This is a genomic window from Hymenobacter sp. BRD128 (assembly GCF_013256625.1).
GTDB lineage: Bacteria > Bacteroidota > Bacteroidia > Cytophagales > Hymenobacteraceae > Hymenobacter.
This window is the reverse complement of the sequence record NZ_CP053908.1, coordinates 2,708,695-2,728,046: the sequence shown is the minus strand read 5'-3', so window position 1 is coordinate 2,728,046 and position 19,352 is coordinate 2,708,695. Positions and strand designations below refer to the sequence as shown.

The window sequence follows — 19,352 nt, the reverse complement described above, 5'->3', positions numbered from 1 at the left end:
GTAGCTACGCCACCCGAGTCTCCGAAAGTGGGGCAGGAAGCAATTCCTGCCCCACTTTTTTGTAATCATTAAGAACTGACTTATCAAATACGAAATTTTTGAATAAATACACAGATGCTTTAAGCATCTGAAATGAATAAAGTACGAGGTTTAATAAGGGGAAGCGTAATAAAATATTTAATACTAATTTACTTTAATAATTATTTTATTGCACTTGCTAATGGCTCACCTGGACTGGGGCTAGGCGCTCATTCAACGGCACTATTACTATTGCGGATGTTAAGGGTAAACCCTTGCCTGGCGCTACGGTGCTAGCCATCCCATACCTCTACCAACACGCAGTATAGTGTGGGTGCCAATGCCGATGGTTGCCATAACATTGAGGGTATGCGCGTAGTGAGTTGGGCAACGTAGTAGTGATGGGCCGCCCCGACTCGGTTATTATCGCTGGCCGCGCCTATGACTGTGCCGCATTTGCCTTGCGCTGGCAGGGCCAGCTGAGCGTGCGCTACAGCTTCAACGAAGCACTGGGGTACCATGCCAAGCAAAAAGGCCAGAAAATTTCCAGCCTTTTTTTGCGCCTGATTTTGCGGTAGTTGCGAAGAATGTTGCCGCTAGGGCTTGCACAAGCCAAAAATCGCCGTACTTTTGCAGAACCAACGCGCAACCGGCGTCGCGGTAAAGCCATTAAACGGGGGATTAGCTCAGCTGGCTAGAGCGCTTGCATGGCATGCAAGAGGTCATCGGTTCGACTCCGATATTCTCCACTCCCGTTTTAAATGAAAGCGTCCCTTAGCCCCGGCTGATGGACGCTTTTTTCGTTTAAGCCCGGCGCTTCATGCATTGTTCAGCTGTCCGGCAGAGTTTTACTGGTTCACTTTACGCTACTCCCAATGAGCACCTCACTCCGCGTTCACGCTTTTTCGCTGCTGCTGCTGGCTGGCCCACTTGGGGCATTAGCCCAGCAAGCCCCAGCCAGCACACCGGCTGCCCCGGCCACCACGACCAGCCGCCCCCAGAGCTACCACGCGGCTGCCCCCGAGCAACGGGCCGATAAAATGAGCCAGGAGCTAGCCCGGCAGCTGGGTCTCGACGCGGCTACCACGGCCAAGGTACGCGCCGCCGCCCTCACCCGCGACCAAAAAATCGACGCTATTCAAACCGGCACCACGAGCAATAAGGAGAAGAATACCGCCCTGCAAGCCAATGCCCAGGAATTTAAGGCCGCCCTGCAAGGCATTCTGACGCCGGCGCAGTTTGCGCAGTATTCGGCCCACGGTGGCAAGCACCGGAATGATAAATCCGCTAAAGCGCCCACACCGGCTCAGGCGGGCAATAACTAAGGCTAGCGGGCTGCCGTAGTTTTCAGAGAATGAGCACTAGGGTGCCGCCAATGATGAGCGCGGCCCCTAGTGCCGTTTTGAGCGTGAGGGTTTCGCCTAGAAAAACGACCGATAGTACGATGGCCAGCGCCACGCTCAGCTTATCGACCGGAGCCACTTGCGACACCTTGCCCAACTGCAAGGCCCGGAAATAGCACAGCCACGACAATCCGGTGGCTAGCCCCGACAAACCCAGGAATAGCCAAGTACGTGGCTGCAGCGTAAAGATATCGGCCGGGTTATCCTTGAAAAACACGATACCCCAGGCCACCACCAAAATCACGACCGTGCGAATGGCCGTGGCCAGGTCGGAGCTGACGCCCTTGATACCGACCTTGGCCAGCACCGCCGTGAGCGCCGCAAATACGGCCGAAAGCAGGGCATACGTCCACCACATAGTCAATTATGAGTTATGAATTAGAAATTATGAATAGAGTAAAGGGCATCATAATTCATAACTCAGCCCTGGCAGAACTGGCAGGTGCCCGAAAGTAGAAAATCGCGCCGCTGGGCCTGAAAGCCGCCGGGCAGCTGCACGGCCGGAATGGCCACCTGGCTCAGGCAGTAGGTGTGGCTGCACACGCCGCACTTGAAGTGCACATGATTATCAAAATGCGCATCGGCTGAGCACTCGATGGAGCAGGCAGCGTAGCGCAGCACGTCGGTATCGTCGATGACGCGGTGAATAAGGCCCTGCTGCTCGAAGCTTTTGAGGGTGCGGTAAAGGGTAATGCGGTCGGTATCGGCCCCGATTTCCTGCTCAATCTCGGCGCCGGTAAGGGCGTAGCCCTTGCCGGTGAGGGCGGCGAGCACGGCGCGGCGCACGGGCGTTTGGCGCAGGCCGTGGCGCAGCAGCGTTTGGGCCAGGCGGTCGGGGGCAGCAGAAGTGGCAGGAGTAGACGACATAAGCCAAACTTACGAAAACGATAAGAAGCGAGCACAAAGCTGAGCTTGGAAAAGTGAAACAGCCTGTGCCAGGGATGTACCTTTGCGCTGCTGAGGCCGCAACCGGCCCGGCCGCCAGGGCACTTTCAGTATACTTAACCAAATCTGTGGTAGAATCGTTAGCCCGCCGGGTAATTGCCGCCCTTAGCCAGCGCCCCTGGCTGGTAGCAGCGCTCACGCTGGCCCTGGCGCTGCCCGCGCTGCTGCTGCACCTGGGCTGGCAGCCGCTGCTGGTCGACGAGCCCATTCGGGCGCTGGTAGCCCTGGAAATGCACTACTCGGGGCACTTTTTTGCGCCCACGCTGCAAGGCTTGCCTTATTATAACAAGCCACCGCTGTTCAACTGGCTGCTGGTGGCGCTGTTCCGCCTCACCGGGCGGCAGGATGAATTTATCCTGCGCCTGCCCACCATCGCGGCGCTGCTGCTCTACACTACGGCGCTGTGGCGGGTGCTGCGGCCGCAGCTGGGCAGCCGGCTAGCCTTCACGGTGGCGCTGGCATTTGCGACCACCGGCCGGGTGCTGTTCTACGATTCCTTTCTGGGCCTTATCGACCTCTGGCACGCGGGGCTGACGTGGCTGGGCTTTATGGCCGTGTGGTACCTGGGCCAGCGCCAGCAGTGGACGCGCTTATTCGTGCTCACGTATACGCTCACGGCGGTGGGCTTTTTGCTGAAAGGCTTGCCCTCAGTGGTATTTCAGGGGCTAGCCCTGCTGGTTTATTTTCTCGATACCCGGCAGTGGCGGCGCTTGTTTAGTTGGCAGCACGTGCTCGGGGTGGGGGTGATGCTGAGCATTCTGGGGCGTATTTTTTCATCTACAGCCGGCACAACTCGCTCGAAGTGGCCCTGGCTACGCTCTGGTCGCAGTCGAGCCAGCGCACGGTGGCCGCTCAGCCCCTGGCCGATTCTATTCAATACGTGCTGCTATTTCCCTTCGATTTCATCAAGCATTTTCTGCCCTGGACGCTGCTGGTACTGTGCCTGCTGGTGCCGGGGACGCGCCGTATCGTTGCCGGGCAGCCGTTTTTGCGCTACAACGCGCTGCTGTTTCTGGCCATTCTGCCGGTGTATTGGTTGTCGCCGGCTACCATTCCGCGCTATCTCTTTATGCTGGTGCCGCTGGGCCTGACGGTGGTCATTGCGCTGTATGCTAAGTACTGGCCGGCGCAGCCCGTCGCCATTCGGCTGCTCGATGGCCTGTTGCTGGGGCTGTTGGTGGCCAGCGCCATCCTAGTATTGGCGCCACCCCTGCTGCGGCTGGCCGCCGCGCTGGGCCTGATGCCAACGGATGAGCTGGCCGTGTTGCGCGGCGTGCCCGATTCGGGGCTGCTCAGCCTGGCGCTGTTTGTGCCGCTAGCCCTGGGGCTTACCTGTTCTGGCGGCTGGCCGACTACCGCCTGCTGGCGCTGGGCTACTACCTGCTGGTGCTGCGGCTGGCGTTCGATATCTTTATTTTCCCGGCCCGGATGCAGACTTCGCCCGAGGTGCCATACCGCACCGAGGCTATTCGGGTGGGCCGCGAAACTAAGGGCCGCCCGCTGGTGCTGTACCCGGCGGGCGAGCTGCTCGACAACGTCGAGGCCTTCTACATTGCCCGCGAGCGGGGCCAGACGCTCACGTTTGCCCCGTTGCCCTTGCGCCCCCACACCCTCTACGTGGCCGATGAGCGCAGCCTCGCTGGCCTGCACTACCGCACCCTCGATAGGTTTGTTATCGACCGCAATATCGCGTTCCGGGTAGTTGAGTTTGACCTGCCATGAGGGCTAGCGACGACGATGCGCCGGCCCCCGCCGCGCCGGCCTGGCGGCGCTCCTTCGCGCTGCTGGCCAAGCTGGCCTTTATGGCGGCGGCCCTGTGGCTGGTGGCCCGCCACCTCGACCTGCCCGCCCTGGGCCGCACCCTGCGCCAGGCCCGGCCGGGCTGGCTAGTTCTGGCGGCGGCGCTGTTCACGCTCTCGAAGCTCATCTCCTCGGTGCGGCTCAACACGTTTTTTCGGGCCGTCGGCATTCAGCTCACCGAGCGCTACAACCTGCGCTTGTACTGGCTGGGCATGTTCTACAACCTGTTTTTGCCCGGCGGCATCGGCGGCGACGGCTACAAGGTATATCTGCTGGGCAAGGAGTTTCCGGGGCGGCGCGGCCTCATTTTTCGGGCCTTGCTGCTCGATAGACTCAGCGGCATGTTAGCCCTGCTGGTGCTATTGCTGGCGCTGCTGGCCGTGGTGCCCGCCATCGAGCTGCGTGCGGCGGGCGCGCTGGCCCTGCCCGCGTGGTGGCGCGCCGTGCCGCTGGCGCTCATCCCGCTAGGGCTGGCGCTGAGCTATGTGCTGGGCCGCTGGGGCTTTGGCGAGTTTCGTTCGGCCTTCGGACGCACCTCCTGGGAGGCGCTGGGCGTGCAGGGTGCGCAGGTGCTGTGCGCCTGGGCGCTGCTGGCGGCGCTGGGGGCGGCTAATGGGCCGGTGCTGCCCTACCTGCTGGTATTTCTGGCGTCGAGCATCGCGGCGGTGCTGCCGCTCACGGTGGGCGGGCTGGGCGCGCGCGAGCTCACGTTTCTGTACGGTGCCCAGGCTTTTGCGTTGAGTGCACCGGTGGCGGTGAGCGTGAGCGTGCTGTTTTACGTCATCACAGCCCTGGTATCGCTGGTGGGCGCGCTAGTAAAAGTAGAGCGGGTGCGGCCTGACTAATGGTGCGGCACTGTTGCTTTCAGCAAGGCTAGCGCATAGCTCTTTTGTACATATGGTCGCAGCGGTTGGTGTTGTTGAAGCTGCTCAATAGCTTCCCGTTCGCGCCGACGGCTGAATTTTATTAGATTTATCCCCAGCATTACCAGTAAACCGCTATTCGCTCCTATCGCTAGTCCGCCAATAAGTTGACGTGTTTTGCTTGGGTCGTGCAATGCAGTTAAGCCGCTTCTCACGCCAGTGGTGGCCCCCAATCCAAGCAGCCCGATGCGTCGCTCGTGCTTGAAAAGCTGGTGTAGTAGCGCAGCACTGTCTAGCGGCGCAGTAAGCGGCGCACGTTGAGCGATGGCCGGGCGGCTGGGCAGTGTCAGCAGCGCAGCAGCGAGTAGCAGTAATTTCATGCGGTAAACAAGGCAGTAGCTGGGATTACTGGCCGTGAATGTAGCAGGTGAAACTTGATTGAAAAATGAATTAGAAAATAATTCTATACTTCTGCGTAGCTCACCAGCTCGCCACCCAGCTCGCGCAGGATTTCGCTAGCCGCACCGCCGCGCCAAAATTCATATTCCGGCACCCGCATCAGCGGCGAGCCGGGGCGCTCGCTCAGCCCCGGGTGGCTCATAAACTCGACCACGCTAGCCTGCCGAAACGCCGCCGCCACCCCGCGCCGAAAGCCCGCGGCGCTGGCCGCCTCGGTCGAAAACGTGCTCACCAGCGCGCCCGGCGTGGCAAAGCCGCGCAGGGCTAGCTGGCTGCTCGCGGCAAAAACTTGCAGCACCAGTCCGCGCCCGTCGAGGCGCCCGGTGGCCGTAAGGCGGCGCACCCGGCGCACGCCCAACTCGCGCAGGATGCCCAGCAGCGCCGGCCCCAGCAGCGGGTATTGGTGCAGGTGCTGGTGGCTGTCGGCGTGGGTGGGGGCTAGCCCGGCAGCGGCCAGGCGGCGCAGCTGGGCGGCTACTTCCTGCTTTATTTCTTCGCGGCGCACCTGCCCGCGCAGGTAGCGCTGCCACAGCTGGCTGGAAGCGTAAAACTGCCCTTTATCGTCCACCAGCGAGGGCACGGCCGAGGCGGCGCTCAGCGGCTGGCCGGCGTTCAGGGTCAGGTGCAGGCCCACCGAGAGGGTGGGGGAGGCCAGCCGGGCCAGCGCGCGCAGGTCGGCGGCGGGGGCAAAATTGGCCATCACGGTGGTGCTGCTCACCTGCCCGGCCGCGCCCAGCTCCAGAATGGCTTGGGTAGCGGGCGCATCCCAGCCGAAGTCGTCGCAGTTGATAATGAGCTTTTTCAACGTAGTACGGCGGGTAGTATAGGAGCCTCTGCGGCGCTGGATGCAGGTTCGATACCTAACGAGACTCCCGCACCGGCTCGTGGGCAGCCGAGGTGGCCAGGTGCCGCACCACGTAGGGCTTGCGCGCGCGCCGCGAATAGTAGTTATACATTCCAATCTCGGCCAGCACGCCGAAGCAGAGCAGAAAAATGCCGGCCATTATCAGGAACAGGCTGAAAATAAATTCAAGCGGGTAGTGAGCTTCAATATTGAGCCCAAAGAAGATGGAGCGAATCAAAAACTGCCCCGCCAGCACCCCGCCCGTGAGCAGGCTCAGCAGCCCCGCTAGCCCAAACAGCCGGAACGGCTTGCGCGAGTGCACGATAAAAAACCGCAGAATAAACAGGTCCAGAATAACGTAGAAGAGCTTGCTAATCTTGTAGTTGCTCTGGCCAAACTGCCGCTCGTGAATCTCAATCGGGAACTCGCAGTAGCGCAGGTTCTTGCGCGCCACCAGCGCCCCCAGAAAGCGGTGCGCATCGCCGAGCATCTCCACATGCTTCACCAGGTAGCTTCGATACGCCTTGTAGGTAGCCCCAAAGTAGCGCAGCTGCACCCCCGACAAGCGCCGGATGATGCCGTGCGCCGTGGTGGCTAGCGCCGTGGCAATCGGCCCCTCGGGCCGCTTGGCCTTGGCGCCGCCCACCATGTCGTAGCCCTCGTTGATGAGGCTGATAAACTGCGGGATATACGCCGGGTCGTGCTGCAAGTCGCCATCCATCGCGATAATCACCTCGCCGCGCGCCTGGGCAAAGCCGGCGCGCAAACTCAGCGTCTGGCCGTAGTTGCCGGCCAGGTCGATGGCCACCAGGTGGCGGTCGTGGCTAGCCAGTTCCTGCATGAGCTGCCAGCTGCGGTCGGTGCTGCCGTCGTTCACCAGTATCAGCTCGTAGTCGTAGTGGTGCTGCTGCATCACGGCCGCCACGCGGTGCACGAGCTGGGCCACGGTGTCCATCTCATTATAGAGCGGCGCAACCACCGAGATGAGACCGGTGAAGGCAGTATTGGCAGTGGGTGTGGCGAGCGGCGGCATAAGCAGGCAAGTAAACTACAAAGGTACTGGCTGGGGGGCGGCCGGCCGGAGCGCCGGCCCGCCTGCTAGCAGGCAAGCGTGGCAACCCGCCGACGAGGTAAACGCGAATGGTATTTATAAAGGATTGAGCCCGGCGGCGGGCACTTTTAGCGGCGCAAGGTAGCCGGAGCGGTAACTGGCAGCAGCGCCGAGAGGAGGGAGTTTTATTTAAACCCGCCGCCTGCGTCGTCTAGCCAGGATTTTGGCTTATTCATCTAAGGCCGCTAGCAGGGCCTACACCGAAGGGGGTGGTTTTGCTCACTGCTTGTCCGATAATATTCTGGTTTCCGCTCAGTTGCTCGTCTTGTCTTAGTTACGCCTCTATTAGTTATCACTAGCCTTTCCGCCGCTGCTCTCTACCTCTCTACTTCTTTCCTTCTAAAAACATGGCGATAACTACCAACCCTTTTCATCCGGCTACCGGCGAGCTTTTGCCCGGCTACCGCGATGCGTACCTGCGAGGCGACTTATCAGGCACGAATACCGAGCTAGTCGATGCGTACCTGAAAGCTAATCCGACTAAAGGCGGCGAAACATTTCAGCGCTTTCATGCGCTGCAGGCCGGCGGGCACGACGTGCGCCCCGTAGGCTGGCTGCAAAACCAACTGCACCTGATTCGGACCGAGCCCGCTCGTTTCCGGCAGCGGGCCGGCGCACTGCTGGCCGTAGGCATCCTAGTGAGCGGCGCCGTGTTTGCGGCCAATACTTCGGCGCTGCACCCCACGGTAGGCATGCCGGCTGTCATCGAAGCCCCGGTGGCAGCTGCCCCGGTAGCCGACGAGGCAGCCAGTGTGCTCGAAAGCAACAGTCTGACCACCGTAAACGGCCGTATTTTGGACGAGAATGGCCGCCCGCTGATTGGTGCTACTATTATTGACAAACTCAGCGGCCGGGGCGTGAGCACCGATGCGCAAGGCAAATACACCTTAGCTGTGCCTGCACACAAAGCTACCCAGCTGCAATTTGGCTACGGGGGCTATACCGAAGAAATGGTACAGGTAACTGGGCGGGGCGTACAGAACGTGACGCTGCTGCCGCGCACCGACCGGCCCAAAAAACACCATTGGTGGCAATTCTAAGCCCTGATAATAAAAGTTAGGTAATCAATGAAACACGACCGGTATAAAACAGCCGTAGAGAGCCGCCGGCCGTGTTTCTTCTACCAGCGCCTGCCGCTTGGGGCGCGCCAGCCAAGCCCCTGGCCCGCGCGGCCTGGCGGGTAGCAGCTGCTTATCTCAGGTCAGGGCCTGGCGCACTGCCCGCGCTGGAATCCATCAGCTGCCTGGGGCTCTACACGCTTCCTGACGAATGAATTTTCCCTTTTTCAACCGGTTACAGATAAAAAAAATAGTAGTAGCCAAACCCGGCGACGCCGGCCACCGGGCCGAGGCGATGCTGGCCAAGCTGCTGCAGGAGCTGCCTGAGCTGCTGCTAGCTTACGTGGTAGAAAACCAGAACGGGACCATTCTGGCATCTTACACCGCTAGCTCCAGCTACAATCCCAACCAGCTTAGCCTACGCAATACCAAGCTGCTGCGCACCATAAACGAGGCTCTGGCCACGGGAGCTTGGCTTGGTGGGCCGCTGCTCGATATATCGGTGCTGCTCGATGACCAGCTGCACCACGTGCGCCCGGCGGTTGACGGCCAGTGGCACTGCTTTGTAGCTGTGCGCCTGGCTGATGCCAACCTGGGCATCCTAAAAGAAGTGGTGCGGCGAGCTACCTCCTAGTCATACGTAACATAAAAAATTATTTTTCCTCCTTCCCTTTTTTTTCTCTTTTCATGTTAACTCCTAAACAAACCGTTGACGGCATCAAGTCGGAATTGCCTACTCTCGTAGCCGTGGCCGTAGTAGAAACTGAAACCGGTATGCCGCTGGCTTCGCACGCCAACATTGCCGACTTCGACATCGAGACAGCCGCTGCCTACAACACGGAGGTAGTAAAGTCCAAGCTGAAGGCTATTCAGGCGCTGAAACTCAACCAGACCCTGCAGGACATTCTGCTCACGCTCACCGACCAGCTGCACCTGCTCAAGCTGTCGCCCACCGGCGATAAGTTTATCTACCTGGCCGTCAACTCCAAGGACACGAACCTCGCCCAGGCTCGCCAGATTATGAAGGCGCACTCGGCTTCGCTGAACTAATACGTAGCGCTACCGACCTGATAAAGCCCGCTGGCCGAGTGCCAGCGGGCTTTTTGCGTCGTGGCGGCTAGGGGGGCGAGCGCGCCGCCTTTTTAAGCTCGACGCTGCGAATGATTTTAGCCCGGTCCCGGTTTAGGCAGTCGTAACTTTACCCTATGCAATACCTGGAAGGCCGGCGCTACGTGGTGCTGGCGATTTTTACGCTCGTAGGGCTGCTGTTTGCCAGTCGGCTGTTTTACTTGCAGGTGCTGGATGACTCGTACAAGACGGCGGCCGACCGCAATACCTTGCAGCGGCAGGTGCAGGTGCCCTTTCGGGGCCTCATCTACGACCGCCACGACTCGCTGCTGGTATCCAACACGCCCGTCTACGACCTGATGGTGGTGCCCCGCGAGGTAAAGCACCTCGACTCGGCCCGGTTTTGTCAGCTCATGCAGATGCCGCTTGAAGACCTGCGGCTCGGCCTGCGCGCCGCCAAAGTGTACTCGCGGGTGCGCCCCTCGCCGCTCATCCAAAACCTGAGCACGCCCGAATTGGCGTCTATCAACGACAACCTGATAAACTTTCCGGGCTTCCGGGTGCAGGCGCGCATGGCTAGGGCCTACCGCACCCAAAACCTGGCCCACGCCCTCGGCTACGTGGGCTCCATCACGCCCAAGCTGCTCGAAAGCCCCAAGTACGCCCACTATTCGCCGGGCGAAAACGTGGGTATCTCGGGCCTCGAATCGTACTACGAGCCCATCCTGATGGGCCGGCGCGGCGTGCAGTACCGGCTCGTGAACGTGCGCGGCCTCGACAAAGGCGCGTTTCGGGGCGGGCAGTTTGACACGCTCTCGCAGGCGGGGCAGGATTTGCACCTCAGCATCGACTCGGGCCTGCAAGCCTACGGCGAAAAGCTGCTGGCCGGTCGCCGGGGCTGGATAGTGGCGCTCGACCCCAAAACCGGCGAAATCCTCTGCTTCGTGTCGGCCCCGCACTACGAGCCGCAGCTGCTGACCGGCAAGGGCTCAGGCAACCGCTACATGGACCTACTGCGCAACCCCGACCGCCCGCTCTTCGACCGCCCGCTGATGGCGACCTTCCCGCCCGGCTCGGTGTTTAAACTGGTTAATGAGTTGGTAGCTATGCAAATGGGGGTGGTCACGCCGGCCACTGGCTTCCCCTGCGACCAGCACCTCGTGCACTGCACCCACCAGCACGAGTACCCGAGCAACGTCAATATTGCCATTAAGCAGAGCTGTAACCCCTATTTCTACCAGGTAATGCGCGCCGCCGTGGTGCGCGAGCAGTCGCCCAATAAGTTTGAGGATGCCCGGCTAGGCCTCGGGCAGTGGCAAAAGATGGTGAAAACCTTCGGGCTGGGCGAAAAGCTGGGCGTGGACATGGGCCACGAAAAGCGCGGCCTCATCCCGTCGCCCGAGTTCTACGACCAGCTGCGCGGCTACCACCACTGGAATTTCAAGACGGTGTACTCGCTCAGCATCGGGCAGGGCGAAATCGGCATCACCGGCCTGCAAATGGCGAATGTGCTGGCTACCATTGGCAACCGGGGCTGGTACATCACGCCGCATTTTGTGCGCAGCGTGGGGGCTAGCGGCCAGCCGCTGCCCGAGTTTCGGGCGCGCCACTACACGGCCGTCGATACCACGCTTTTCAAATACCTCATTCCCGGTATGCAGCAGGTAGTGGATGGGCGCGGCGGCACCGGCTCTTTCGCCAGCCTGGCGCAGTATGGCATTTCGGTGGCCGGCAAAACCGGTACCGTGCAAAACGCGCACGGCTTCGACCACTCTACCTTCGCCGCCTTCGCCCCCGCCAACGACCCCAAAATCGCCATCGCCGTGTTTATCGAAAATGCCGGCTTCGGCGGCACCGCCGCCGCTCCCACCGCCGGCCTGATGATGGAAAAATACCTGCGCGGCAAAGTAGCCCCCAGCCGCAAGCGCTGGGAAGACTGGGTGATGTACGGCGACCTCACCAAACGTCGCCACTAAACAGCGTGCTTATCTTCGCTTTATGACTACTACCGCCCAGCAGCTTGAAGCCACCTTGCGCGCCTTGCAGCCCCTGCTAGCCCGGCAGTTTCACGTGCGCCGGCTAGGGTACTTCGGGTCGTTTGCCACGGGGCAGGCCCGCCCGGATAGCGACGTGGATGTGCTGGTGGAACTGGCTCAGCCGCTGGGCTGGGAGTTTTTTGAGCTGGAAGAGATGTTGGAAAACGCCCTGCAGCGGCGAGTCGATTTGGTGAGTATAGACGCGCTCAAAGCGCAGCTGCGGACGAAGATTCTGGCCGAAACGCGCTACGTCGAGTAGGGCCGAGTGTATGGCCGCACGTGCGTACTTACTGTTTTGGGAGGACATGCAGGAAGCAATGGAGCGCATTGGCCGCTACTGCGCCGGGCTGGATTTTGCCGGTTTTTGCGCTAATGAGCTAGTCGTGGATGGCGTGATTCGCAACCTCGAAGTCATTGGCGAAGCCGCCAAAAAAGTGCCCGTTGCGGTGCAACAGCTTTATCCTCAGCTGCTCTGGTCGCAGATGTACCGGATGCGCAACCGCATCTCGCACGAATATTTTGGGTTGGACCTGGCTACTATTTGGCGCGTAGCAACGGCCCACCCTCCGCAAAACTATCCGGATTTGCTGCTGGTGCTGGCTGCCGAGCGGGCGCGTCCGCAACAAGGCAGCGCATAAGCTGGCTAGTCCGTTCCCAAAACCCGACCTTTGCGGAAAGCTTCTGAAATGTCCCCCGTTACCACCCGTTCTTCGCGCAGCCTCGACTGGCCGCTGTTGCTGCTTTACCTGGTGCTGGTGGGCCTGGGCTGGGTGGCCGTGTACGCGGCCAGCTACTCGCCCGATGCGCCGCCGCACCCCCTCACCGCGCTCAGCTTTTCGGAGCTGATGGCCTTCAACTGGTTTAAGCAGCTGCTGTGGATAGGCACGGCGGCCGTGCTCATTGTTATCTTGCTAGTAGTTGATTATAAAGCGTATGACACGCTGGCCTACGTGCTCTACGGCGGCATGATAGCGCTGCTGCTCGTGACGCTGGTGATTGCGCGGCCCATTGCGGGCTCGCGCTCGTGGCTCGAGTTTGGGCCGGTGCGCCTGCAGCCGGCCGAGTTTGCCAAGTTTACGACGGCGCTGGCTGCCTCCCGCTTCATGGCCGGCATCAACCTGCGCAACCAGAACTGGCGCGACCAGGCCGTGCTGGCCGGCCTCACGCTGCTGCCGGTAGCCCTCATTCTGGCCTCGAATGAGACGGGGCAGGCGCTCGTATTTGCGGCGCTGCTGCTGGCGTATTTCCGCGAAGGCATGTCGCCGATTATTCTGCTGCTGCTGGCGGCGGGCGGCGTTATTCTGCTGCTAGCCCTGCTAGTGCCCAAGCTGTGGCTGGTGGGCGGCTTTACAGTAGTGCTGCTGGTTGCTTTTGCGCTCAACTCGCGCCTGTGGCGCCACCATTTGCCACTCAGTATTAGTGCCTGGGCGCTGGTAATCGGGATGGTGTTCGGCGTCGATTTCTTCTTCAACCACGTGTTGCAGGCCCACCAGCGGCAGCGCATCGAGATGCTCATCGACCCCGGCAAAGACCCGCTGGGCAAGGGCTGGAACGTGACGCAGAGCAAAATCGCCCTCGGCTCGGGCGGCTGGTTCGGCAAGGGCTTCCTCAACGGCACCCAGACCAAGTTCGACTTCGTGCCCGAGCAGAGCACCGACTTCATTTTCTGCACCGTGGGCGAGGAGTGGGGCTGGACGGGCTGCTTGGTGCTCATCAGCTTATACATCACCTTGTTGTGGCGCATTCTGCTGGTGGCCGAGCGCCAGAAATCGGTATTTGGGCGCACCTACGGCTACTGCGCGGCCAGCATCCTGTTCGTGCACTTCACCGTGAACCTGGGCATGACGATGGGCCTGATGCCGGTGGTAGGCATTCCGCTGCCGTTTTTCAGCTACGGCGGCTCGTCGCTGTGGTCGTTCACCATCCTGGTGTTTGCCCTGCTCGCCCTCGACGCCCACCGCAAGCAGGATTTGCTGCGCTAGGTGGCTGGTTGTTAGCTAACCTTAGCCGGCATGAAAAAACTTCTTCTTTTGTGCGCCTGCCTGCTGGCACTGGCTAGCCCCTTGCGGGCGCAGACCGCTCCTCCGGCCGATATTGTAGTGGTCCGCATCCAGGATTACAGAACCTCGGCGGTTCTTTTTATTACCAGGGGAGAAGGAAAGACCGAAAGAGTTGCGATTGACAGCAAAGGCCTATCGCTTGATAAAAACATGACTGCCGTCAGTGAGGGCTATTTTAAAGTAATTGAAAACCTTTATCGAGAAGGTTACGCGCTGCAAAATTCCAGCTCTATTTCTTTCCAGGGCGATGGTGGGGTAACCACTTACCTCTTTATAAAAAACCATTAGCGCAACAGGTCCATTCTTCCCCGCTCTAGCCTACGAGCTTGATACCGCGCCGCGCCCATTCCTTTCGCCTCCGCACCGGCCGTCTGTGGCCTAGCGTGGCCGTGGCCGGGCTGCTCACGGCCATTTGCCTGGCGCTGCCTACCCGTAATGCCACTGGCGATGCCTGGTACTACGCTGCCTGCTCGCGCTGGGGCCAGGAGCTGTGGCAGCCGCACCACTTGCTATATAATGCCATTGGCTGGGCGTGGCTGCGGCTAGTGGGGGCCAGCGGCCCCGCGCCGGCCGGCGAGCTGGCTCTCACCTGGCTGCAAATGCTGAATGCGCTGGCCGCCGGGGCCAGCCTGCTGGTGCTGGGCCGGCTGCTGTGGCGAGCGGGGGCGCCCACGGCCGCCATTCCGGCGTGGCTGCTGCTGGTGGGTAGCAGCTTCGGGATGCTGCGCTTTGCTACTGAAAACGAGACGTATAGCCAGCCGGTACTGCTGGCGCTGCTGGCTAGCCTGTTCTGGGCGCGCGCGCTGTATGCCGGGGCTGGGCGCCGCCGCTGGCTGGTGCTGGCGGGGCTGCTGGCGGCGCTGGCCTGCCTGGTGCATCAGCTCATGGTGTGGTGGTGGCTGGGGCTGCTGCTGGGGCTGCGGCCCTGGCGCGGCCGGCCCGCGCTGGGTGAGGCGCTGGCCTACGCGCTGCCCGCGCTGCTGGTGCCGCTGGCCTACGCGCTGGCCGCGCCGGGCGGTGGGGCGGGGGGCGTGGTACGGTTTGCCCTACACGACTACCTCACGGGGGGCGCCCGGGTAGAGCTGGGCGGCAAAGCGCTGCTGTTTACCGCGATTAGCCTAGTGCGCACGGCGGGGCAGGTGCACGGCAATATGCTGCCGCTGCTGCTGCGCTGGCCGCTATTGCTCGGAAGCATTGCCCTGGGCAGCCTGGGGCTGGCGGTATACGGAATGCTGGGCTGGCGGCTAGCCAGCCGCGAAAAAAGCGCTGCCGACCAGCCGGCCCGCGCCGTGCGGCGCACCCATACCCTTATCGGAGGGCTGCACCTGGCTTTTGCGATGCAGGCCACCGGCAATGCCGAGTTTATGGTAATGCTGCCGGCGCTGGCGGCGGTGGCGCTGGCAGGTGGGGCGGGGCTAGCTTGGCCGCCGCGCCGGGTGGCTGCCCTGGGCACGGCCCTGCTGAGCTGGAACCTGGCCTTTGGCCTGGTGCCGGCCCACCTACTCGAGTACTCCGGCACGGGGCCGGCGCTGCGGGCGCGGGTGCTGGGCCAACCCGGCGCGTGGTTTTTGCTACGCGACCCCAACGTGCTGCGCAACCAGCTGCACTACTTCACGGGGCGGCCCACTGCGGCGCCGCGCATAGTGGGGCTAGCCCGGCAAGATTCCGCGGCCTTTCGCCACTGGCTGGCTGGCCGGCTAGCTGCCGGCGACACCGTGTATACCGATGCGCTGGGGGCTACCTGGCCTTTGACCGGGCGCAGCTGGCCCAGGGCAACCTGGCCGCCCGGTTGCTGGCCGGCCAGTCGGCGCGGCGCATTGATTCGATAGCGACGTTTTTTGGGCCGCGCTACCTCTCCCAGCTCGGCCGGCCGGTGCCCGCTACCACGCCGCGTACCCAGCCAATGCTCAAGGCTAGCGCGGCCGTGAAAGCCGGGGCCAGCAAGTAACCCATGCGCCCGAGGTCGCCCGAGAGCAGCATGTGCACGGCCACCACGGCCAGCAGCCCGGCCTCGGGCCAGCCCAGCACCGGGGCCAGCGCCCGCCGGCCGGCGGGCCGGGCCAGCGCCATCAGCACGGGCAGCCAAAACAACCCAAAAATGCTGAATAGCTCGGCCAGACCTTTAGGCGAAAAGGACTTTTGTAAAGAGTAAGTGAGATTCTCGATGTGTGCCAGGGCATTTGTTACGCTGGCGCCAGGTGCTGTCCCGGCAGTTTTGTCTACCCACACGTGCACGGCCACCAGCGCGGCCACACCCAGGGCCAGCGCGGCCGCCTGCCCGCGCCAGCCCAGCGCCCGCCGCCCAAACCAGGCTAGCCAGGGCAGCAAAAACACGAATGATTCTTTGGCCAGCGGCCCCACCAGCAGGGCCACCACCACGGCCCAGCCCGCTCCCCGCCCGCGCCGGGTGGCGTAGTAGCCCAGGCCGAAAACCAGCAGATACAGGCTGTCGGTGAGCGGCAGGCCCGCCGCGTAGCCCGCCCAGCGGCTGCTGAGTACCGCCGCTAGCGCCCCGGCCGCCGCGCCCGCGCTGGCCCCCGCCAGCCGCGCACTGCGGTAAAAGCAGGCCCCGGCTGCGCCCAGCAACCCGCAGTTAAATAAGTAAAAAGCCAGTCGCAACGGCCACTCGCCGGCCGGCCGGGGCTGGCTGGCCGGGGCGGGCAGGCTAGCCAGGGGGCGGGCCAGCGCCCCGGCGGCCAGCGGCACCAGCAGGCGATAACGGCGCGTCACGTTTACACTATCGAAGCGGCCGCTGGCCAGGCGCAGGTAGCTGCGGGTGTCGAGCGAGTGCGAAAAATCGTAGTGCCGGTACATCGGGTAGGCCGCGTTCAGCAGCAGGCCCAGGGCCAGCGCCCAAGGCAGCAGCCAGCGCCGCGCCCGCCCGGTGGCCCGCCACGCCCACACTAGGCGGCAAACTTGCGCTCAATCAGCTTGAGCAGCTTGCCCACGTGCTCCTGCTTCTGGCTCCAGTCGTGGCGGGCGGCCAGCTCCTGCTGCACGTAGGCCGTAGCGTCGTCGGCCGTGGGCAGCGTGTCGAGGTGCTGAATAGCGGCGTGGTACTCCATATTTTCGCCGTTAAACAGCTCATTAATAAAGCTAAAGCGCTGATTGATGGAGATAGCCTCGCGCAAGCTCGTCACCCTGGGCGCCCCGCGCTCGGCCAGCGGCGTGGGGCCGCCCGCCGCCCCGCGCAGCGTGTCGGCCAGGTGCGGCGTGCTGGGCTGCGTCGCCTTCAGCTTGGCGTAGAGCGGCGCCTCGGCTTGGGGGCTAGCTGGCGCAGCTTCCACGGGCGCAGGAGCCGGCGGCGCGGCCGGCGCGGCTGCCTCGGGCTTGGGCGTAGACTCGGCAGGAGCGACTGGCTTGAGTGGCGCAGCAATTGCGGCCGGGCCAGGGGCAGACGGGGCGGCGGGTGCCGGAGCCGGGCTAGCCGGAGCCGCTGGCGTAGCCGGCCCGTCCTCCCGAAGGTCAGCCTCGGTGAGGGGCAGCAAGGTGCTGAACGTCGCCACCAGCTGCCCGGGCGCGGGCAGCTCCTTGGTGTGGGTGGCCAGGTACAGCTCGAAGCGCTGGCGCAAAAACTCGCGGCTGAACGGGGCATCGCCACTGGGCAGACTAGCCACAAAGCTTTCAAAAAACGGCTTGGCCTGGTCAAAATAGCGTAGGTAGTCGCGCAGCGTGGCCAGGGGCACGGCCTCATCGGCCTCGGCCGGGGGCAGCAGCAGGCGCTCAAAGGCGGCGGCCGGGCTAGCGGCCAGCGCCAGCGTATCGGCCACGGCCTGGGCCAGCAGCGGCTCCAGGGCCGCCCGGTCGAGGCGAATGTGGCGCGAGAGCACGTTCATAAACTGCCCCAGCGCGGCGCGCACCGGCGCGGCCTCAAAGTCGAAGTAAGGACTGCGCAACGCATTGGCTTCCTGCTGCCAGCGGCCCAGCAGCTGGCGCAGCACCAGCAGGTTTACCTGCCGGATGGGGGTGAACTTGAGCAGCGCCGGGCCATCGAGGGTGGCTTCGGGCTGCGGGCCGAAAAACTGCTGGCTAAGCCGTGAGGCCAGCCGGCGGCCGTAATGCTCGCACTTGGCGAGGCTATATTTGTCCTGCATAGCGTGGGCCGGCCGCAGGGCCGGATTCAGGCGCCAAGTTAGCCACAAAATGCCCCTGCTGACCATTCAGGGCCTGCCCGGCCCGCCACTTGAAGTGCCCGCGGGCCGCACGGTGCTGGCCGCTATCCACGCCGCCGGCCACGATTGGTGGCACGCCTGCGGCGCCAAAGGCCGCTGCACCACCTGCCGCGTGCACCTCGAAACCGGCGCCGAATTTTTGACGCCGCCCACCGAGCCCGAGCTGCGCTACCGCGCCGCCGGCCGCCTCGGTCCCGCGGAGCGGCTAGCCTGCCAGGCGCAGGTGCTGCCAGACGTGACGCATTGAGGCAGTTTCGCTCTATAGTTTATAATAGCTACTCCTATGGCTTTCCCGCTACCTAACGATTTTCACGGCCTGTTTTATCGGGAACCGTATGAGGAGCCCGCATTAACCGGCCGGGATGCCTTTAACCGGACCGTACTCATCGTGGCTGGAATGGTACTAGGCACGGCATTGCTGCCGGAGTTACCTCGCCGACCTTTTTTTCGCCCGAAGTCACCAATGAATTTTTGGTTTGCTTTTATAGTGGTGGGGCTGGTCGGTAGCTACTTCATCTATAGTGTAGCCTGGCGGCCTTGGCGCGATGGCCCGCCCGGCTACCGATTAGTGGGGGAGTTTGAAGTGCGCGAGAAAGACCACTTATTTTCCAAGTGCTGGGTGCGGCTGGTGCCGGGCGACAACTACCAACTAGAAGTTAAGCCGGAATTATATGCGCAGTTGCGCGTAGGCAGCCGGTTACGGGTAGTATACAGTGCCGGGGGCGGGCTGGTCAGCCTGACGCACCTCTCATAGGCCAGCTAAGCGGGCAGTGTCGTACTTTGCAAAAGTCATTCTTGCCAGCCGAGTAGTTGTGCAGTTCTTACCAACTCATAACTTTTAACTCATAACTTTTAACTCAACTTGTTTACCGAGCCCCGCCGCTACTCCGATTTTCCGCGCCATCGGGGCTGGCTGGAAGTTATTTGCGGCTCCATGTTTTCGGGTAAAACCGAGGAGCTGATTCGCCGCCTCACCCGCGCGCGCATTGCGCGCCAGCGGGTCGAAATCTTCAAGCCCGCCCTCGACACGCGCTACCACGCCCAAGACGTGGTGAGCCACAACCAGACCAGCATTCGCTCGACGCCGGTGCAGTCGCCCTCCGAAATTCTGCTGCTGGCCGGCCGGACCACCGATGTGGTGGGCATCGACGAGGCGCAGTTTTTTGACGAAAGCCTGGTCGAAATCTGCAAGCAGCTCGCCGACCAGGGCACCCGCGTTATCGTGGCGGGCCTCGATATGGACTACCTCGGCCGGCCCTTCGGCCCCATGCCCGCGCTGCTGGCCACCGCCGAGTTTGTGACCAAGGTGCACGCCGTGTGCGTGTGCTGCGGCGAGCTGGCCGCCTATTCGTATCGCATCGGGGCCAGCGAAAAGCAGATTTTGCTGGGCGAAACCGACAGCTACGAGGCGCGCTGCCGACCCTGCTTCCTGGCCGGTGAAAGCGTAAAAACCCCGCACGGCGAGCCGGTTGCGCTTAACAAGGAATCTTAAAAGAACCTTCTTGCTTTATCATT

General features: G+C 62.4%; 23 protein-coding genes and 1 tRNA gene. 17 read left to right on the top strand and 7 right to left on the bottom strand.

Annotation, left to right across the window (positions count from 1 at the left end; genetic code table 11):
- Positions 1–693 precede the first annotated feature (693 nt).
- Together GKZ68_RS12180 and GKZ68_RS12175 are read left to right on the top strand one after the other, a co-directional pair.
- Positions 694–767: transfer RNA gene (locus tag GKZ68_RS12180), tRNA-Ala, on the top strand.
- 126 nt (positions 768–893) lie between these two features.
- A complete protein-coding gene (locus GKZ68_RS12175) occupies positions 894–1,343 on the top strand; it encodes a DUF4890 domain-containing protein (protein WP_173115093.1) in 450 nt (149 codons plus the stop codon).
- A gap of 22 nt (positions 1,344–1,365) precedes the next feature.
- Here the strand turns inward: GKZ68_RS12175 and GKZ68_RS12170 are convergent, their stop codons facing one another.
- Positions 1,366–1,779, bottom strand: a complete 414-nt coding sequence (locus GKZ68_RS12170; RefSeq protein ID WP_173115091.1) for an EamA family transporter — start codon at positions 1,777–1,779, stop codon at positions 1,366–1,368.
- Positions 1,780–1,841: 62 nt separating this feature from the next.
- On the bottom strand, positions 1,842–2,288 hold the full coding sequence (locus GKZ68_RS12165) for a Fur family transcriptional regulator (protein WP_173115089.1): 447 nt from the start codon (positions 2,286–2,288) through the stop codon (positions 1,842–1,844).
- A gap of 146 nt (positions 2,289–2,434) precedes the next feature.
- Between GKZ68_RS12165 and GKZ68_RS12160 the strand changes: the two genes are divergently transcribed.
- The 3 genes from GKZ68_RS12160 (at position 2,435) to GKZ68_RS12150 (ending at position 5,011) form a co-directional block, all read left to right on the top strand.
- Positions 2,435–3,457 (top strand): glycosyltransferase family 39 protein, encoded by a 1,023-nt coding sequence (locus tag GKZ68_RS12160; RefSeq protein WP_173115087.1) that lies wholly within the window; start codon positions 2,435–2,437, stop codon positions 3,455–3,457.
- A 337-nt stretch (positions 3,458–3,794) separates the two neighbouring features.
- Positions 3,795–4,088: a hypothetical protein gene (locus GKZ68_RS12155; RefSeq protein ID WP_173115085.1), complete on the top strand. Its 294-nt coding sequence runs from the start codon at positions 3,795–3,797 to the stop codon at positions 4,086–4,088.
- Positions 4,085–5,011, top strand: coding sequence for a lysylphosphatidylglycerol synthase transmembrane domain-containing protein (locus GKZ68_RS12150; RefSeq protein WP_173115083.1), 927 nt, complete (start codon positions 4,085–4,087; stop codon positions 5,009–5,011). Before GKZ68_RS12155 ends, GKZ68_RS12150 begins: the two co-directional genes overlap by 4 nt.
- On the opposite strand, the gene GKZ68_RS12145 is transcribed toward GKZ68_RS12150, so the two are convergent.
- The 3 genes from GKZ68_RS12145 to GKZ68_RS12135 form a co-directional block, all read right to left on the bottom strand.
- On the bottom strand, positions 5,008–5,409 hold the full coding sequence (locus tag GKZ68_RS12145) for a hypothetical protein (RefSeq protein WP_173115080.1): 402 nt from the start codon (positions 5,407–5,409) through the stop codon (positions 5,008–5,010). The two genes, GKZ68_RS12150 and GKZ68_RS12145, sit on opposite strands and share 4 nt — an antisense overlap.
- 83 nt (positions 5,410–5,492) lie before the next feature.
- Positions 5,493–6,293: a carbohydrate deacetylase gene (locus GKZ68_RS12140; protein WP_173115077.1), complete on the bottom strand. Its 801-nt coding sequence runs from the start codon at positions 6,291–6,293 to the stop codon at positions 5,493–5,495.
- Between the two features lie 55 nt (positions 6,294–6,348).
- Complete coding sequence (locus GKZ68_RS12135) at positions 6,349–7,365, bottom strand: glycosyltransferase family 2 protein (RefSeq protein ID WP_173115074.1); 1,017 nt, start codon at positions 7,363–7,365, stop codon at positions 6,349–6,351.
- Positions 7,366–7,790: 425 nt separating this feature from the next.
- Here GKZ68_RS12135 and GKZ68_RS12130 point away from each other — a divergent pair, with 425 nt between their 5' ends.
- From GKZ68_RS12130 to GKZ68_RS12090, 9 genes are all read left to right on the top strand, one after another.
- On the top strand, positions 7,791–8,483 hold the full coding sequence (locus GKZ68_RS12130) for a carboxypeptidase-like regulatory domain-containing protein (RefSeq protein ID WP_173115071.1): 693 nt from the start codon (positions 7,791–7,793) through the stop codon (positions 8,481–8,483).
- A 229-nt stretch (positions 8,484–8,712) separates the two neighbouring features.
- Positions 8,713–9,135 carry a hypothetical protein gene (locus GKZ68_RS12125; protein ID WP_173115068.1) on the top strand — a complete coding sequence of 141 codons (423 nt, stop codon included), beginning with the start codon at positions 8,713–8,715 and terminating at the stop codon, positions 9,133–9,135.
- Between the two features lie 53 nt (positions 9,136–9,188).
- A complete protein-coding gene (locus GKZ68_RS12120; RefSeq protein ID WP_173115065.1) occupies positions 9,189–9,551 on the top strand; it encodes a hypothetical protein in 363 nt (120 codons plus the stop codon).
- Between the two features lie 155 nt (positions 9,552–9,706).
- Positions 9,707–11,545 carry a penicillin-binding transpeptidase domain-containing protein gene (locus tag GKZ68_RS12115; protein WP_173115062.1) on the top strand — a complete coding sequence of 613 codons (1,839 nt, stop codon included), beginning with the start codon at positions 9,707–9,709 and terminating at the stop codon, positions 11,543–11,545.
- Positions 11,546–11,567: 22 nt separating this feature from the next.
- Positions 11,568–11,864, top strand: a complete 297-nt coding sequence (locus GKZ68_RS12110) for a nucleotidyltransferase family protein (RefSeq protein ID WP_173115059.1) — start codon at positions 11,568–11,570, stop codon at positions 11,862–11,864.
- A gap of 10 nt (positions 11,865–11,874) precedes the next feature.
- On the top strand, positions 11,875–12,243 hold the full coding sequence (locus GKZ68_RS12105; RefSeq protein ID WP_173115056.1) for a DUF86 domain-containing protein: 369 nt from the start codon (positions 11,875–11,877) through the stop codon (positions 12,241–12,243).
- A gap of 48 nt (positions 12,244–12,291) precedes the next feature.
- Positions 12,292–13,587: a rod shape-determining protein RodA gene (gene rodA / locus GKZ68_RS12100; RefSeq protein WP_173115053.1), complete on the top strand. Its 1,296-nt coding sequence runs from the start codon at positions 12,292–12,294 to the stop codon at positions 13,585–13,587.
- 30 nt (positions 13,588–13,617) lie between these two features.
- On the top strand, positions 13,618–13,953 hold the full coding sequence (locus GKZ68_RS12095) for a hypothetical protein (RefSeq protein ID WP_173115050.1): 336 nt from the start codon (positions 13,618–13,620) through the stop codon (positions 13,951–13,953).
- Between the two features lie 38 nt (positions 13,954–13,991).
- Entirely contained in the window at positions 13,992–15,494 is a 1,503-nt protein-coding gene (locus tag GKZ68_RS12090) for a hypothetical protein (RefSeq protein WP_173115047.1), read from the top strand.
- Positions 15,495–15,513: 19 nt separating this feature from the next.
- Here GKZ68_RS12090 and GKZ68_RS12085 read toward each other — a convergent pair whose 3' ends face one another.
- Positions 15,514–16,569 carry a hypothetical protein gene (locus GKZ68_RS12085; protein ID WP_173115044.1) on the bottom strand — a complete coding sequence of 352 codons (1,056 nt, stop codon included), beginning with the start codon at positions 16,567–16,569 and terminating at the stop codon, positions 15,514–15,516.
- Positions 16,569–17,759, bottom strand: coding sequence for a hypothetical protein (locus tag GKZ68_RS12080; protein ID WP_173115041.1), 1,191 nt, complete (start codon positions 17,757–17,759; stop codon positions 16,569–16,571). Before GKZ68_RS12080 ends, GKZ68_RS12085 begins: the two co-directional genes overlap by 1 nt.
- A 49-nt stretch (positions 17,760–17,808) precedes the next feature.
- Here GKZ68_RS12080 and GKZ68_RS12075 point away from each other — a divergent pair, with 49 nt between their 5' ends.
- The 3 genes from GKZ68_RS12075 (at position 17,809) to GKZ68_RS12065 (ending at position 19,329) form a co-directional block, all read left to right on the top strand.
- Positions 17,809–18,084, top strand: a complete 276-nt coding sequence (locus GKZ68_RS12075) for a 2Fe-2S iron-sulfur cluster-binding protein (RefSeq protein WP_173115038.1) — start codon at positions 17,809–17,811, stop codon at positions 18,082–18,084.
- 216 nt (positions 18,085–18,300) lie between these two features.
- Positions 18,301–18,591, top strand: coding sequence for a hypothetical protein (locus tag GKZ68_RS12070; protein ID WP_173115035.1), 291 nt, complete (start codon positions 18,301–18,303; stop codon positions 18,589–18,591).
- A 108-nt stretch (positions 18,592–18,699) separates the two neighbouring features.
- A complete protein-coding gene (locus tag GKZ68_RS12065) occupies positions 18,700–19,329 on the top strand; it encodes a thymidine kinase (RefSeq protein WP_173115031.1) in 630 nt (209 codons plus the stop codon).
- The last annotated feature ends 23 nt before the right edge of the window (positions 19,330–19,352 follow it).

Bases quoted from the DNA above. Each gene is read 5' to 3' on its own strand.
- GKZ68_RS12175 (WP_173115093.1), top strand. From the start codon at position 894: ATGAGCACCTCACTCCGCGTTCACGCTTTTTCGCTGCTGCTGCTGGCT.
- GKZ68_RS12170 (WP_173115091.1), bottom strand. From the start codon at position 1,779: ATGTGGTGGACGTATGCCCTGCTTTCGGCCGTATTTGCGGCGCTCACG.
- GKZ68_RS12165 (WP_173115089.1), bottom strand. From the start codon at position 2,288: ATGTCGTCTACTCCTGCCACTTCTGCTGCCCCCGACCGCCTGGCCCAA.
- GKZ68_RS12155 (WP_173115085.1), top strand. From the start codon at position 3,795: ATGCAGACTTCGCCCGAGGTGCCATACCGCACCGAGGCTATTCGGGTG.
- GKZ68_RS12150 (WP_173115083.1), top strand. From the start codon at position 4,085: ATGAGGGCTAGCGACGACGATGCGCCGGCCCCCGCCGCGCCGGCCTGG.
- GKZ68_RS12145 (WP_173115080.1), bottom strand. From the start codon at position 5,409: ATGAAATTACTGCTACTCGCTGCTGCGCTGCTGACACTGCCCAGCCGC.
- GKZ68_RS12135 (WP_173115074.1), bottom strand. From the start codon at position 7,365: ATGCCGCCGCTCGCCACACCCACTGCCAATACTGCCTTCACCGGTCTC.
- GKZ68_RS12130 (WP_173115071.1), top strand. From the start codon at position 7,791: ATGGCGATAACTACCAACCCTTTTCATCCGGCTACCGGCGAGCTTTTG.
- GKZ68_RS12125 (WP_173115068.1), top strand. From the start codon at position 8,713: ATGAATTTTCCCTTTTTCAACCGGTTACAGATAAAAAAAATAGTAGTA.
- GKZ68_RS12120 (WP_173115065.1), top strand. From the start codon at position 9,189: ATGTTAACTCCTAAACAAACCGTTGACGGCATCAAGTCGGAATTGCCT.
- GKZ68_RS12115 (WP_173115062.1), top strand. From the start codon at position 9,707: ATGCAATACCTGGAAGGCCGGCGCTACGTGGTGCTGGCGATTTTTACG.
- GKZ68_RS12110 (WP_173115059.1), top strand. From the start codon at position 11,568: ATGACTACTACCGCCCAGCAGCTTGAAGCCACCTTGCGCGCCTTGCAG.
- GKZ68_RS12105 (WP_173115056.1), top strand. From the start codon at position 11,875: ATGGCCGCACGTGCGTACTTACTGTTTTGGGAGGACATGCAGGAAGCA.
- rodA (WP_173115053.1), top strand. From the start codon at position 12,292: ATGTCCCCCGTTACCACCCGTTCTTCGCGCAGCCTCGACTGGCCGCTG.
- GKZ68_RS12095 (WP_173115050.1), top strand. From the start codon at position 13,618: ATGAAAAAACTTCTTCTTTTGTGCGCCTGCCTGCTGGCACTGGCTAGC.
- GKZ68_RS12080 (WP_173115041.1), bottom strand. From the start codon at position 17,759: ATGCAGGACAAATATAGCCTCGCCAAGTGCGAGCATTACGGCCGCCGG.
- GKZ68_RS12075 (WP_173115038.1), top strand. From the start codon at position 17,809: ATGCCCCTGCTGACCATTCAGGGCCTGCCCGGCCCGCCACTTGAAGTG.
- GKZ68_RS12070 (WP_173115035.1), top strand. From the start codon at position 18,301: ATGAATTTTTGGTTTGCTTTTATAGTGGTGGGGCTGGTCGGTAGCTAC.